The following is a 13496-nucleotide window of genomic DNA, read 5'->3' as shown; positions in this document are numbered from 1 at the left end:
TAGCCTAAGGGGTAACGTGCAGGATTTGTACCTGTTTACCTTTTTTTACATCAAGTTAGCGTTATTTTTCGGTCTCCGCCCCCCGGCTCATCCCCGGGTTTTGCGGCCAGAGAGGAGGGGGAGTTGCACTTAACGTGGCATTGTTCGTTTCTTGAAGAACGCCGTCGATTTCGTTTGGTACAGCAGGAGAACAGTATGCTTAACGCCTGGCATCAACCGGTCCCGCCTTTTGTGGTGAAACAAGGGCAACGTTTGGATATCACGCTGTGGTTACAAGGGGATGAACTGCCGGAACGGGTGTTTTTGCGCGCCGAACCGGACAATGAAGAGTGGCTGCTGGTGATGAAAGCGCAGCGCCACGAGGGGATGCGGCGCTACCAGGCCAGCCTGACGCTGAATGAGGGCGAGCCGACGCGGCGATACTGCTTCAAGCTGCTGTGGGCCGATCGCCAACAGTGGTTCGGCCCGCAGGGCTGGTCGTCAACGCCGCCGGGCCAGCTGGCGCAGTTCGCCGTCGACGATCCTGACAATGGCCCCGAGTGGGTGGCGGATCAGCTGTTCTACCAGATTTTCCCCGATCGCTTCGCCAGCAGCGGCGGCGAGCACGGCATCCAGAGCGGCAGCTATCGCCATCATGCGGCCGGCGCCGAGGTAATTCGGCGCGACTGGCAGCACCCGTTGGAGGATCGCCACGCCGCCTCGACCTTTTACGGCGGCGATCTGGACGGCATCAGCGGCAAACTGCCGTACCTGCAGCAGCTGGGCGTGACGGCGTTGTACCTGAACCCGATTTTTACCGCGCCGAGCGTGCATAAGTACGATACCGAGGACTATTACCAGGTCGATCCGCACTTCGGCGGCAACGCGGCGCTGCAGCGTTTGCGAGTAAGCACTCACAAGGTGGGCATGAAACTGGTGCTGGACGGGGTATTCAACCACACCGGCGATTCGCACCCGTGGTTTGACCGCCATCGTCAGGGCGAAAACGGCGCCTGTCACCACCCCGATTCGCCGTATCGCGGCTGGTTCAACTTCTACCCGGACGGCCGCGCGCTCGACTGGAAGGGCAACGCCAGCCTGCCGAAGCTCAACTTCGCCGAGCCGCAGGTGGCGGAAGCGATTTATCAGGGCGAAGGCAGCGTGGTGCGTCACTGGCTGCGCCCGCCGTACAGCATCGACGGCTGGCGGCTGGACGTGGTGCATATGCTGGGGGAGAACGGCGGCGCCACCGGCAATCTGCGCCACCTGGCGGGCATCTATCAGGCGGTGAAGCAGGAGAATCCGCAGGCCTATGTCTTGGGCGAGCACTTCGGCGACGCGCGCCGCTGGCTGCACGCCGGCGTGGAGGATGCGGCGATGAACTACATGGGATTCGCGCTGCCGGTGCGGGCATTTTTAGCGGGGCTGGACGTGGCCTATCACCCGGTGCGGCTGGACGCCGCCGGGTGCGCACAGTGGATGGACGGCTACCGCGCCGGGTTGCCGCATGGCCGCCAGCTGATCCAGTTCAACCAGTTGGACAGCCACGATACCGCGCGTTTTCTCACGCTGTTGCAGGGGAACGCGGCGCGCATGCAAATGGCGGCGGTGTGGCTGCTGAGCTGGATCGGTGTGCCTTGCCTCTATTATGGCGATGAGATTGGGTTGGACGGCGGCAACGATCCGTTCTGCCGCAAACCGTTCCCGTGGGACGTCGCCGACTGGGATCGGCCACTGCTGGCGCTGTTCCAGCGCATGGCGGCGCTGCGTAAACAGAGCCTGGCTTTGCGCCGCGGCGGCTGTCAGGTGCTGTATGCCAGCGGAGAAACGCTGGTGTTCGTGCGCCTGTATCAGCAGGAGCAGGTGCTGGTGGCGCTGCAGCGCGACGGCAGCGGCCAGGCGCAGCTGCCGCACAACCCGCTGTTGGTGCGCGGCCCGTGGCGGCGTGTGGAAGGGCGGGGAGAGTTGAGCGAAACGGCAGGCGGGCTGCGCCTGCAGCTGGCGGAAGAGTCGGCCACCGTGTGGCGCTGCGAAGGCTAAAGCAACTGCGGGGGCCAAAGGGCCCCCGCGATCAAGGTGAGTAGGCGTTTACATCAGTAACCGACCGCAGAACCTGCCGGGCGACGCACGTCGTTGGCGCCATACAGATAGCCTTCGCGTACCTTGCCGGAAACCGCCGAGTCGTTGCCGGAGTTGGCCGGGCTGACGCCCGCCGCGCCAGGCAAACCGACCAGAATCAGTTCGGCGGCGCCCCACGGCGTTTGCTCGACCATCTTATAGCCCATGCCGCTCAGCAGCTTCAGCGTATCGGCGGAAACGCCGCGCTGTTCGTAGTACACCTCATCCGGCAACCATTGGTGATGGATGCGCGGTGCGTCCACCGCTTCCTGCGGCGCCATGCCGTGGTCGATCACGTTCAACGCGGTCTGCAGGGTGATGGTGATGATGCGCGAACCGCCCGGCGAACCCAGCACCATAAAGATCTTGTTGTCCTTGGTCACCAGCGTCGGGCTCATCGACGATAGTGGGCGCTTACCGGGGGCAATGCTGTTGGCGGTGCCCTGCACCAGTCCGTACAGGTTTTTCTCGCCCACTTTGACCGTAAAGTCGTCCATCTCGTCGTTGAGGAAGAAGCCGGTGCCCGGTGCGATCACCACGGCGCCGAAGCGGCCGTTGACGGTATAGGTGGTGGAGACCGCGTTGCCGTCATGGTCGACAATCGAATAATGGGTGGTTTCCGGTTTCTCATGCGGCTCCATGCCGGGCTGCACGTTTTCCGACGGCGTGGCTTTGTCTGCAACGATTTTCTTGCGGATCTGCTCGGCGTAGCTCTTGCTCACCAGCCGGTCGATCGGGTTCTTGATGAATTCCGGGTCGCCCAGGTAGGTGTTGCGGTCCATGTAGGCATGGCGCATCGCCTCGGTCATGGTGTGAATGGCCGCCGCCGAGTTGAAGCCCATGCTTTTCAGATCATAGCCTTCCACCACGTTGAGGATTTCGCACAGCGTCACGCCGCCGGAGCTGGGAGGCGGCGCCGACACGAACTTGTAGCCGCGATAGCTGCAGGTGATCGGCGGCGTTTCGGTGACCTTGTAGTTGGCGAAGTCGGCCGCCGTCAAAATGCCGCCGCCCTGTTTGGCCGCTGCCTCCACGGCCTGCGGGATCTTGCCTTTATAGAAGGCGTCGGTTCCGCCTTTGGCGATGGCCTCCAGCGTGTTGGCCAGATCGGTTTGCACCAGTTTATCCCCCGGCTGCAGCGGGCTGCCGTCCGGGCGCAGGAAGATTTTGGCCGATTCGGGATCCTGCTTGAAGCGTGCGATGGTGGTGTCGAGGATATCGGTGTCGGCGCGGGTCAGCACAAAGCCTTCGCGCGCCAGCTTGATCGCCGGTGCCAGCACCTGTTCGCGGCTCAGTTTGCCGTACTTCTCGCGCGCGGTTTCCATCCCCAGCACGGTACCCGGCACGCCCGCCGCCAGATAGCCGTACAGGCTGGCATCTTTCTTCACCTTGCCGTCGGCATCCAGATACATGTTGGCGCTGGCCGCGGCCGGCGCGGTTTCGCGGAAGTTGATGAAGGTATCGGTGCCGTCCGCCAGGTGGACGGTCATAAAGCCGCCGCCGCCGATGTTGCCGCAGCAGGGGTTAACCACCGCCTGCGCATAGCCGACCGCCACGGCGGCGTCGATGGCGTTGCCGCCCATTTTCAGGATATCCACCCCGACCTGTGAGGCCAGATGCTGCGAGGTGACCACCATGCCGTTTTGGGCCTCCACCGCCGGGTTGGATGCCGCGTACAGGCTGCCGCTGACCAGCAGCGCCGCCATGGTCAGGGGTTTGCTCCATTTCTGTAAAAACATAGTTATTCCTACCCTGTCAGTTTTTTATTGTGTTGTGTTTGCTTGCCGTTACTCACTTGCAAAGCGCGAGCCAGCGTTATTGATAGTAGCCGCAGATGGGCGTACGCGCGGTGAACAGGGTGGGAAATGTGAGCGGAAACAGGGAAATAAAGCACTGAAGGCGGGCGGGCTGCCCCAAAATGGAGCATAAAAAAACCGGCCGCGGGGGCCGGTTGATTCACTATCAGGCTGAAATTACAGCTTGGCAGCGTTTTCAGACAGGTATTTTGCCACGCCGTCTGGGGAAGCGCCCATACCTGCTTTGCCTTTTTCCCACTGAGCCGGGCACACTTCACCGTGCTCTTCGTGGAATTGCAGCGCGTCAACGGTACGGATCATTTCGTCGATGTTACGGCCGATTGGCAGGTCGTTAACCACCTGAGCACGCACGATGCCGTCTTTGTCGATCAGGAAGGAGCCGCGCAGCGCAACGCCGGCTTCCGGGTGTTCGATGCCGTAAGCTTTCTGGATTTCACGCTTAACGTCAGCAACCATTGCGTATTTCACTTCACCGATGCCGCCTTTGTCGACAGGGGTTTTACGCCATGCGTTGTGAACGAATTCTGAGTCGAAGGAAACGCCAACCACTTCAACGCCACGCTTCTGGAACTCTTCATAGCGGTGATCGAAAGCGATCAGCTCGGAAGGGCATACGAAGGTGAAGTCCATTGGCCAGAAGAACAGCACGGCTGGTTTGCCGTTCAGGTGCTTCTTCAGGTTGAAGTTTTCAACGATTTCGCCGCTACCCAGTACGGCAGCTGCAGTGAAGTCAGGGGCTTGACGAGTTACCAGGACCATAATTACTCCTGTAATAGGTGTTAAAGGGTGGATGTAAAAGCAAGGGCCAGTATAGGGGCCGTGACTTGGTGAATAAAGGGTAAAAGACCAATCGATGAGATAGCTTTCACCTATCAAAGTCGTTGATATAATTTATCGAGCTTTAAAAATAACCTTTTCCCACAAAAGGGCAAGCGGCAAAACGTAAATTCTTGCAAGGCGCTGCAATTTCAAACGCTTGGGCTTGACCTCAGAGCGTTTTTTCCTTCGCCTGCCGCATCATTTGCGGATAAAACTGCCAGAATTGTGTTTCAAGCTGATGATAATGTTGTTCGACGTCGGCGAACGAGCCGGCCAGCGCTTCGAGGCGCGGGCGGCGGCTGGCCATGCCCTGCAGCACCCGGGCGATGAACGGCAATTCGGCGTAGCGTTCCAGCCAGCGCTCCGGCCACAGATAGCCGTTCAGGTTCTGAAAACGCGGCGGCGTGAGCGGCAGGTAAGGTTCGATCTGGCTGCGGGCTTCCTGGGTGAACTGGTGCAGATCGCGCGAGGGCTCCAGCTGCTGCCAGTGGCGCGCCAGAAAATGGTCCCACACCACGTCGAGGGTAATCGGCGCCACGCGGCGGTAGGGGGCGCTGAAATAGTCGCGGCAGGCTTTGACCTGCGGCAGGCTATCGGTCAACACGTCGACGCGGCGGTGCATCATGATGCCGGCCACCACATCGGGCTGGTAGTCGGCGGCGGGGTTGCCGCGCACGAAGTCGGCCAGCAGGTTGCCCAGCAGCGAGCTGTCCGCCAGCATGGCCAGGTGAAGATGAGCGAGAAAATTCATCCCTCAACTATACCTGAAGTCAGGCAAATCCTCCTTATTTCTTGCCGCTGACCGCCCCCGGCTTTAGACTAGGCCGCCTGTTTTTTACCAACCAGCCCTAAATTGAAGAAGTGAATACCCATGCGCGTCGCTGATTTTTCGTTTGAACTTCCCGAATCCCTGATTGCCCATTATCCCCAGGCCGAGCGCAGCGCATGCCGCCTGCTGCAGCTGGACGGGCCGAGCGGGGCGCTGACGCACGGCGTATTCACCGATCTGCTGGACAAGCTGGAAGCAGGCGATCTGCTGGTGTTCAACAATACCCGCGTGATCCCGGCGCGGATGTTCGGCCGCAAGGTCAGCGGCGGCAAGATTGAAGTGCTGGTGGAGCGCGTGCTGGACGACCATCGCGTGCTGGCGCACGTGCGCGCGTCGAAAGCGCCCAAGCCGGGCGCCGAGCTGCTGCTGGGGGATGACGAGAGCATCGCCGCCACCATGGTGGCGCGCCATGAGACGCTGTTCGAGCTGCGTTTCAACGACGAGCGCGACGTATTCACCATTCTCAACGCGGCCGGCCATATGCCGCTGCCGCCGTATATCGCTCGCCCGGATGAAGACGCCGACCGCGAGCTGTATCAGACGGTTTATAGCGAGAAGCCGGGCGCGGTCGCCGCGCCGACCGCCGGCCTGCACTTCGACGAACCGCTGCTGGCGGCGCTGCGCGCCAAGGGCGTGGAAATGGCGTTCGTGACGCTGCACGTCGGTGCCGGCACCTTCCAGCCGGTGCGCGTGGAAACCATCGAAGATCACGTGATGCACGCCGAATACGCCGAAGTGCCGCAGGAGGTCGTGGATGCGGTGCTGGCCTGCAAAGCGCGCGGCAAGCGCGTGGTGGCGGTGGGCACCACCTCGGTGCGTTCGCTGGAAAGCGCCGCGGCGGCCAGCAAAGAGGCGCTGATTGCGCCGTTCTTCGGCGACACCAGCATCTTTATCTATCCGGGCTATCACTACCAGGTGATCGACGCGCTGGTGACCAACTTCCACCTGCCGGAATCTACCCTGATCATGCTGGTGTCGGCCTTCGCCGGCTATAAAAATACCATGAACGCCTATCAGCAGGCGGTAGCCGAGCAGTATCGCTTTTTCAGCTACGGCGATGCGATGTTCATCAGCCGTAATCCGCAGGCGGAAAACGAATCCGTCGGCGGCTAAATTCCCGGGCTGCGCGCACGGCGCGGCCCCGTTTCAACGACATCAGACTGTTTCTCTGATGCTGGAGGCTTTGTGAAGTACGAACTACAAACTACCGATGGCCGCGCTCGCCGCGGCCGCCTGATTTTCGACCGCGGCGTGGTGGAAACCCCGGCCTTTATGCCGGTCGGCACCTACGGCACGGTCAAGGGCATGACGCCGGAAGAAGTGAAAGAGACCGGCGCGCAGATCCTGCTGGGCAACACCTTCCACCTGTGGCTGCGCCCGGGCCAGGAGATCATGAAACTGCACGGCGATCTGCACGACTTCATGCAGTGGCCAGGTCCGATCCTCACCGACTCCGGCGGTTTCCAGGTGTTCAGCCTGGGGGCGATGCGCAAGATCAAAGAGGAAGGCGTGTACTTCCGCAACCCGATCAACGGCGACAAGGTGTTCCTGAGCCCGGAAAAATCGATGGAGATCCAGTATGACCTGGGCTCCGACATCGTGATGATCTTCGACGAATGCACGCCATACCCGGCCGATTGGGACTACGCCAAGCGTTCGATGGAAATGTCGCTGCGCTGGGCGGAGCGCAGCCGCAAGCGTTTCGACGAACTGGAAAATAAAAATGCGCTGTTCGGCATCATTCAGGGCGGCGTTTACGAAGATTTACGTGATGTTTCCGTCAAAGGGCTGGTGGATATCGGCTTTGACGGGTACGCTGTGGGCGGCTTGGCTGTAGGCGAGCCGAAAGAGGATATGCATCGCATTCTTGAACACGTTTGCCCGCAAATTCCGGAAGATAAGCCACGCTATTTGATGGGCGTCGGCAAGCCGGAAGATTTGGTGGAAGGCGTGCGCCGCGGCATCGACATGTTCGATTGCGTCATGCCGACCCGCAACGCCCGCAACGGCCATTTGTTCGTGACTGACGGTGTGGTAAAAATCCGTAATGCCAAGCACAAGGATGATACTTCTCCGCTGGATAAGGACTGTGATTGCTACACTTGTCGCCATTACAGCCGCGCCTACTTGCACCATCTCGACCGTTGCAACGAAATATTGGGTGCTCGACTGAACACGATTCATAACCTGCGTCACTACCAGCGCCTGATGGCGGGTTTACGCCAGGCTATCGAAGAGGGTAAATTAGAGCAGTTTGTTGCGGATTTCTATGGTCGGATCGGCAAGCCGATTCCGCCTTTAAACGCTTGATCTAATAATTGATAACTTAATGAGGGAATTTCAATGAGCTTTTTCATTTCTGACGCCGTCGCATCCGCAGGGGCTCCGGCTCAGGGAAGCCCGTACTCTCTGATCATTATGCTGGTGGTGTTCGGCCTGATCTTCTACTTCATGATCCTGCGCCCACAGCAGAAACGCGCGAAAGATCACAAGAAGCTGATGGACTCCATCGGTAAAGGCGACGAAGTGCTGACCACCGGCGGCCTGATCGGTCGCGTGACCAAAGTGGCCGACACCGGCATCATCGCCATCGCGCTGAACGACACCACGGAAGTGATGATCAAGCGTGACTTCGTGGCGGCCGTTCTGCCGAAAGGTACCATGAAGGCCCTGTAATCTTTTTTCCCGAAGGGAATTGCCGTGCTAAACCGTTATCCTTTGTGGAAGTATCTGATGTTGATCGTCGTGATCCTCGTCGGTCTGCTTTATGCGCTTCCCAACATCTACGGTGAGGATCCGGCCGTACAAATCACTGGCGCGCGCGGCGTCGCCGCCAGTGAAACTACGCTGGACCAGGTCCGTACCGTATTAGAAAAAGACAACATCGCGAGCAAGTCGATTGCGCTGGAAAATGGCGCCATCCTGGCTCGCTTTAAAGATCCTGACGTTCAGCTGCGCGCCCGCGAAGCGCTGGTGACCGAGCTGGGTGACAAATTCGTCGTGGCGCTGAACCTGGCGCCGGCCACGCCGACCTGGCTGGCCATGCTGGGCGCAGAGCCGATGAAACTCGGCCTGGACCTGCGCGGCGGCGTGCACTTCCTGATGGAAGTGGACATGGACACCGCGCTGAGCAAGCTGCAGGAACAGACCATGGATACCCTGCGCAGCGAGCTGCGCGAGAAGGGCATTCCTTACGCGTCTATCCGCAAGCTGGACAACAACGGCGTGGAAGTTCGCTTCCGCGACGATGCGGCTCGCGACCAGGCCATCAGCTACATCGGCCCGCGTCAGCGCGATCTGGTGCTGTCCGCCAATGGCGCCAACACCATGAAAGCCAACCTGACGGACGCCCGTCTGAGCGAAGCGCGCGAATACGCCGTACAGCAGAACATCACTATCCTGCGTAACCGCGTCAACCAGCTCGGCGTCGCCGAACCGCTGGTGCAGCGCCAGGGCGCCGACCGCATCGTGGTTGAGCTGCCGGGTATTCAGGACACCGCGCGCGCCAAAGAAATTCTGGGCGCCACCGCGACTCTGGAGTTCCGTCTGGTGAACACCAATGCGGATGCCACTGCTGCGGCCAACGGCCGCGTGCCGGGCGACTCCGAGGTGAAATACACCCGTGACGGCCAGCCGATCGTGCTGTACAAGCGCGTGATCCTGACCGGTGACCACATCACCGACTCCACTTCGAGCACCGACGAATACAACCAGCCGCAGGTTAACATCTCGCTGGACAGCGCCGGCGGCACGTCGATGTCCAACTTCACCAAGGACAACATTGGCAAGCCGATGGCGACCCTGTTCGTGGAGTATAAGGACAGCGGCAAGAAAGACGCCAACGGCCGTGCGGTGCTGGTGAAACAGGAAGAAGTGATCAACGTGGCGAACATTCAGTCGCGTCTGGGCAACAGCTTCCGCATCACCGGCATCGGCAACCCGAACGAAGCGCGTCAGCTTTCGCTGCTGCTGCGTGCGGGTGCGCTGATCGCGCCGATTCAGATCGTCGAAGAGCGCACCATCGGTCCAACCCTGGGTCAGCAGAACATCACCCAAGGTCTGGAAGCCTGTCTGTGGGGCCTGGTGGCGTCCATCGTCTTCATGGTGGTCTGGTACCGTAAGTTCGGCGTGATCGCCACCACGGCGCTGGTCGCCAACCTGGTGCTGATCGTCGGCGTGATGTCCCTGTTGCCGGGGGCGACGCTGACCATGCCGGGCATTGCCGGGATCGTGTTGACGCTGGCGGTGGCGGTCGACGCCAACGTACTGATTAACGAACGTATCAAGGAGGAGCTGAAGAACGGCCGGTCCGTTCAGCAGGCGATCCATGAGGGCTATAAAGGCGCGTTCTCCAGTATCGTCGACGCCAACATCACCACCCTGATCACCGCGGTCATCCTGTACGCAGTGGGCACCGGTTCGATCAAAGGCTTTGCGATCACCACCGCTATCGGTGTGGCGACGTCCATGTTCACCGCGATTGTCGGTACCCGTGCCATCGTCAACCTGCTTTACGGCGGCAAACGCATTAACAAGCTGTCTATCTGAGGAGTGCGTTGTGGCACAGGATTATACTGTTGAGCAACTCAACTACGGCCGTAAAGTCTACGACTTTATGCGCTGGGACTATTTGGCCTTCGGCATCTCGTTGCTGCTGTTGGTCGCGTCGATCGTCACCATGTCGGTGCGCGGCTTTAACTGGGGTCTGGATTTCACCGGCGGTACGGTGATTGAAATCAACCTGGAGAAGCCGGCTAACCTCGACCTGATGCGCGATACGCTGGAGAAGGCCGGGTTCCAGGATCCGATCATCCAGAACTTCGGCAGCAGCCGCGACGTGATGGTGCGCATGCCACCGGCGACCGGCACCGCAGGCCAGGAACTGGGCAACAAGGTGATCGGCGTGATCAACGACTCGGTGGATAAAAACGCCACCGTGAAGCGTATCGAGTTCGTCGGCCCGAGCGTGGGCAGCGAACTGGCGCAAACCGGCGGCATGGCGCTGCTGGTGGCGTTGATCTGTATCCTGATCTACGTTGGTTTCCGCTTCGAATGGCGCCTGGCGCTGGGGGCGGTTATCGCGCTGGCGCACGACGTGATCATCACGCTGGGCGTGCTGTCGCTGTTCCACATCGAGATTGACCTGACCATCGTCGCTTCCCTGATGTCGGTTATCGGTTACTCGCTGAACGACAGCATCGTGGTTTCCGACCGTATTCGTGAGAACTTCCGCAAGATCCGCCGCGGCACGCCTTACGAGATCATGAACGTGTCGTTGACCCAGACGCTGAGCCGTACGCTGATGACTTCCGGTACTACCCTGATGGTGGTGCTGATGCTGTACATCTTCGGTGGCGCGATGCTGCAAGGCTTCTCGCTGGCGATGCTGATCGGCGTGTCGATCGGTACCGTCTCCTCCATCTACGTCGCGTCCGCGCTGGCGTTGAAACTGGGGATGAAACGCGAGCACATGCTGCAGCAAAAAGTGGAAAAAGAGGGCGCGGATCAGCCTTCGATTCTGCCTTAACCGCCGCAGTATTCAGCGAAATGAGAAGGAGCGCCGCCGGCGCTCCTTTTTTTTGCCTCGAGTTTTCAGTGTTGCTGCACCACCGCCGGTTGGGCGGTCGAAACCAGACTGTGCAGACGGATATAGCCCAGCTGTTCCGGCGTCAGGCCGCTGAAGCGCAGCTCAAAGTCCTGACCGGGTTTCGGCAGCAGCGAGTCGGCGCTGACGATCGGTTGCGACAGCGCCTCGGCGGTCAACGGCCGCCCGGTGGCGTCGTCCAATTGACCCCATTCCACCACCGCGTTGAACGGCGGCAGCGTGGCCTGTGAGAGGGTGCGCACATGCAGCTGCGCCTGCGTGCCGTTGGCTTCGCTCTTGATGTGGCTCAGCGAAACGCTCAGCTCTCCGATGCCGCTCTGCAAACGGGCGGCGCTTCGGGCCGCCGGCAGCAGGTAGACGCCGTTGTCGGAGTGCTGATTGAGCATATTCTGCCGCTCCAGCGCGGTGGTTTGATCGGTCAGCACGCTAACTTTCTGGTTCAGCGCGGCGACCTGATGGCGCAGTTGAGGGACGGCGGCGTTGTGCGCACAGCCTGCCAGCAACACGGCGGCGGCGAGCAGGGCGATTTTGGGGTAACAGGTTGTCATGACGGCGATTTCCTATGCTGAATCTCCTGTTATCAGCTTAGTCCGCCCGGAGGGGAAAGTCATATCGGCGCCGCTTCCCGGCTGCGTGTCGCAACAAATGGCCGCCGCCCTTTGTTGTGGCTGCACTTCGGGGTAAACTGCATTTATCTATAAAAACGTTTATCAGGACGTGTTATGCATTGCCCTTTCTGCGCCGCCGTTGATACCAAAGTCATTGATTCCCGCCTGGTGGGGGACGGTTCGCAAGTGCGCCGCCGCCGCCAGTGTCTGGTGTGCAATGAACGCTTCACCACCTTCGAGGTGGCCGAGTTGGTGATGCCGCGAGTGATTAAAAGCGATGAGGTGCGCGAGCCGTTCAACGAAGACAAACTGCGTCGCGGCATGCTGAAAGCGCTGGAGAAGCGCCCGGTCAGCTCGGACGACGTGGAAAACGCCCTTAATCATATCAAATCCCAACTGCGCGCCACCGGCGAACGCGAAGTGCCGACCAAACTGGTGGGCAACCTGGTGATGGACGCGTTGAAAAAGCTGGATAAGGTCGCCTACATTCGCTTTGCGTCGGTGTACCGCAGCTTCGAGGACGTGCGCGAGTTCGGCGAAGAGATTGCCCGCCTGCAAGACTAAAGGATCTTTCATGCATCACGACGAATTTTACATGGCGCGCGCCTTCGAACTGGCGCGCCTGGGGCGTTTCACCACCGCGCCCAATCCGAACGTCGGCTGCGTTATCGTGCGCGACGGCGAAATTGTCGGTGAAGGCTATCACTTGCGCGCCGGCGAGCCGCACGCGGAAGTGCACGCGCTGCGTATGGCGGGCGACAAGGCGCGCGGCGCCACCGCCTATGTCACGCTCGAACCGTGCAGCCATCACGGCCGCACGCCGCCGTGCGCCGATGCGCTGGTGGCCGCCGGCGTAACGCGAGTGGTCGCGGCGATGCAAGATCCCAATCCGCAGGTGGCGGGGCGCGGGCTGTACAAGCTGCAACAGGCCGGCGTCGAGGTGCGTCATGGCCTGATGCTGGCCGAAGCCGAAGCGGTCAACCTGGGCTTCCTCAAACGCATGCGCACCGGTTTCCCCTATGTACAGCTGAAGTTGGGCGCGTCGCTGGACGGGCGCACGGCGATGGCCTCCGGCGAGAGCCAGTGGATCACCTCACCCGAAGCGCGTCAGGACGTGCAGCGCCTGCGCGCGCAGAGCGCCGCGATCCTCAGCACCAGCGCCACCGTGCTGGCGGACGATCCGTCGCTGACGGTGCGTTGGGATGAGTTGGATGCCGAGACCCAGCGCCTCTATCCGCGCGAAAATCTGCGTCAGCCGCTGCGCATCCTGCTGGACAGCCAAAATCGTATCACCCCGCAGCACCGCGTGGTACAGCAGCCGGGCGCCACCTGGCTGGCGCGCCTGCAGGCAGATGAACAGGCCTGGCCGCAAGACGTTGAGCAGTTTATCTGCCCGGCGCACGGCGGCGGCGTCGATCTGGTGGTGATGATGATGCTGTTGGCCAAGCGCCAGGTGAATTCAATCTGGGTGGAGGCGGGTGCATCGCTGGCCGGCGCGCTGCTGCAGGCCGGCCTGGTGGATGAGCTCATTTTGTACATCGCGCCGAAACTGTTGGGCGATAATGGCCGTGGCCTGTGCCACCTGCCGGGCCTGGAGCGGTTGGCCGACGCGCCGGAATTCGTCTTTAGCGACGTGCGCCAGGTCGGCCCCGATCTGCGTTTGCGCCTGCGGGCGAAACACTGAATCTCGCGCCTGCGCGCCGGTTTTACAAAAGCGCCGC

12 protein-coding genes are annotated in these 13496 nt (G+C 60.8%); 8 read left to right on the top strand and 4 right to left on the bottom strand.

Annotated elements, in window-relative coordinates:
- Positions 1-195 precede the first annotated feature (195 nt).
- Positions 196-2019, top strand: a complete 1824-nt coding sequence (gene malZ, locus ACOWVD_RS13300) for a maltodextrin glucosidase (RefSeq protein WP_421105667.1) — start codon at positions 196-198, stop codon at positions 2017-2019.
- A 53-nt stretch (positions 2020-2072) separates the two neighbouring features.
- Here the strand turns inward: malZ and ggt are convergent, their stop codons facing one another.
- The 3 genes from ggt to ACOWVD_RS13285 form a co-directional block, all read right to left on the bottom strand.
- On the bottom strand, positions 2073-3836 hold the full coding sequence (gene ggt, locus ACOWVD_RS13295; protein WP_060558705.1) for a gamma-glutamyltransferase: 1764 nt from the start codon (positions 3834-3836) through the stop codon (positions 2073-2075).
- A 234-nt stretch (positions 3837-4070) separates the two neighbouring features.
- A complete protein-coding gene (locus tag ACOWVD_RS13290; protein WP_004940403.1) occupies positions 4071-4673 on the bottom strand; it encodes a peroxiredoxin C in 603 nt (200 codons plus the stop codon).
- Between the two features lie 229 nt (positions 4674-4902).
- Positions 4903-5484: an ACP phosphodiesterase gene (locus ACOWVD_RS13285; RefSeq protein ID WP_015376830.1), complete on the bottom strand. Its 582-nt coding sequence runs from the start codon at positions 5482-5484 to the stop codon at positions 4903-4905.
- Positions 5485-5604: 120 nt separating this feature from the next.
- Here ACOWVD_RS13285 and queA point away from each other — a divergent pair, with 120 nt between their 5' ends.
- The 5 genes from queA to secF all read left to right on the top strand — a co-directional run bounded on the left by queA (position 5605) and on the right by secF (position 11089).
- Positions 5605-6675, top strand: a complete 1071-nt coding sequence (gene queA, locus ACOWVD_RS13280; protein WP_004940394.1) for a tRNA preQ1(34) S-adenosylmethionine ribosyltransferase-isomerase QueA — start codon at positions 5605-5607, stop codon at positions 6673-6675.
- 72 nt (positions 6676-6747) lie between these two features.
- The gene (gene tgt / locus ACOWVD_RS13275) at positions 6748-7872 is read left to right on the top strand and encodes a tRNA guanosine(34) transglycosylase Tgt (RefSeq protein WP_004940392.1); all 1125 of its coding nucleotides are present in this window, start codon (positions 6748-6750) and stop codon (positions 7870-7872) included.
- A gap of 33 nt (positions 7873-7905) precedes the next feature.
- Entirely contained in the window at positions 7906-8238 is a 333-nt protein-coding gene (gene yajC / locus ACOWVD_RS13270; RefSeq protein WP_004940391.1) for a preprotein translocase subunit YajC, read from the top strand.
- Positions 8239-8262: 24 nt separating this feature from the next.
- Positions 8263-10110 carry a protein translocase subunit SecD gene (gene secD, locus ACOWVD_RS13265; protein WP_004940390.1) on the top strand — a complete coding sequence of 616 codons (1848 nt, stop codon included), beginning with the start codon at positions 8263-8265 and terminating at the stop codon, positions 10108-10110.
- Positions 10111-10120: 10 nt separating this feature from the next.
- Complete coding sequence (gene secF / locus ACOWVD_RS13260; protein WP_004940389.1) at positions 10121-11089, top strand: protein translocase subunit SecF; 969 nt, start codon at positions 10121-10123, stop codon at positions 11087-11089.
- A 65-nt stretch (positions 11090-11154) separates the two neighbouring features.
- Here secF and ACOWVD_RS13255 read toward each other — a convergent pair whose 3' ends face one another.
- Complete coding sequence (locus ACOWVD_RS13255; protein ID WP_049242815.1) at positions 11155-11715, bottom strand: DUF3251 domain-containing protein; 561 nt, start codon at positions 11713-11715, stop codon at positions 11155-11157.
- Between the two features lie 174 nt (positions 11716-11889).
- Between ACOWVD_RS13255 and nrdR the strand changes: the two genes are divergently transcribed.
- Both nrdR and ribD read left to right on the top strand, forming a co-directional pair.
- Positions 11890-12339 carry a transcriptional regulator NrdR gene (nrdR, locus tag ACOWVD_RS13250; protein ID WP_004940387.1) on the top strand — a complete coding sequence of 150 codons (450 nt, stop codon included), beginning with the start codon at positions 11890-11892 and terminating at the stop codon, positions 12337-12339.
- Between the two features lie 10 nt (positions 12340-12349).
- Entirely contained in the window at positions 12350-13459 is a 1110-nt protein-coding gene (gene ribD, locus ACOWVD_RS13245; RefSeq protein ID WP_021504683.1) for a bifunctional diaminohydroxyphosphoribosylaminopyrimidine deaminase/5-amino-6-(5-phosphoribosylamino)uracil reductase RibD, read from the top strand.
- Positions 13460-13496 lie beyond the last annotated feature (37 nt).

Source organism: Serratia sp. SA088 (assembly GCF_049065515.1).
In the GTDB taxonomy this organism is placed as follows: Bacteria; Pseudomonadota; Gammaproteobacteria; order Enterobacterales; family Enterobacteriaceae; genus Serratia; species Serratia nematodiphila.
The sequence above is the reverse complement of the archived record's forward strand: the minus strand, read 5'-3'. Positions and strand labels throughout refer to the sequence as shown.

Coding starts and splice junctions, on each gene's coding strand:
- malZ (WP_421105667.1), top strand. CDS start 196: ATGCTTAACGCCTGGCATCAACCGGTCCCGCCTTTTGTGGTGAAACAA.
- ggt (WP_060558705.1), bottom strand. CDS start 3,836: ATGTTTTTACAGAAATGGAGCAAACCCCTGACCATGGCGGCGCTGCTG.
- ACOWVD_RS13290 (WP_004940403.1), bottom strand. CDS start 4,673: ATGGTCCTGGTAACTCGTCAAGCCCCTGACTTCACTGCAGCTGCCGTA.
- ACOWVD_RS13285 (WP_015376830.1), bottom strand. CDS start 5,484: ATGAATTTTCTCGCTCATCTTCACCTGGCCATGCTGGCGGACAGCTCG.
- queA (WP_004940394.1), top strand. CDS start 5,605: ATGCGCGTCGCTGATTTTTCGTTTGAACTTCCCGAATCCCTGATTGCC.
- yajC (WP_004940391.1), top strand. CDS start 7,906: ATGAGCTTTTTCATTTCTGACGCCGTCGCATCCGCAGGGGCTCCGGCT.
- ACOWVD_RS13255 (WP_049242815.1), bottom strand. CDS start 11,715: ATGACAACCTGTTACCCCAAAATCGCCCTGCTCGCCGCCGCCGTGTTG.
- nrdR (WP_004940387.1), top strand. CDS start 11,890: ATGCATTGCCCTTTCTGCGCCGCCGTTGATACCAAAGTCATTGATTCC.
- ribD (WP_021504683.1), top strand. CDS start 12,350: ATGCATCACGACGAATTTTACATGGCGCGCGCCTTCGAACTGGCGCGC.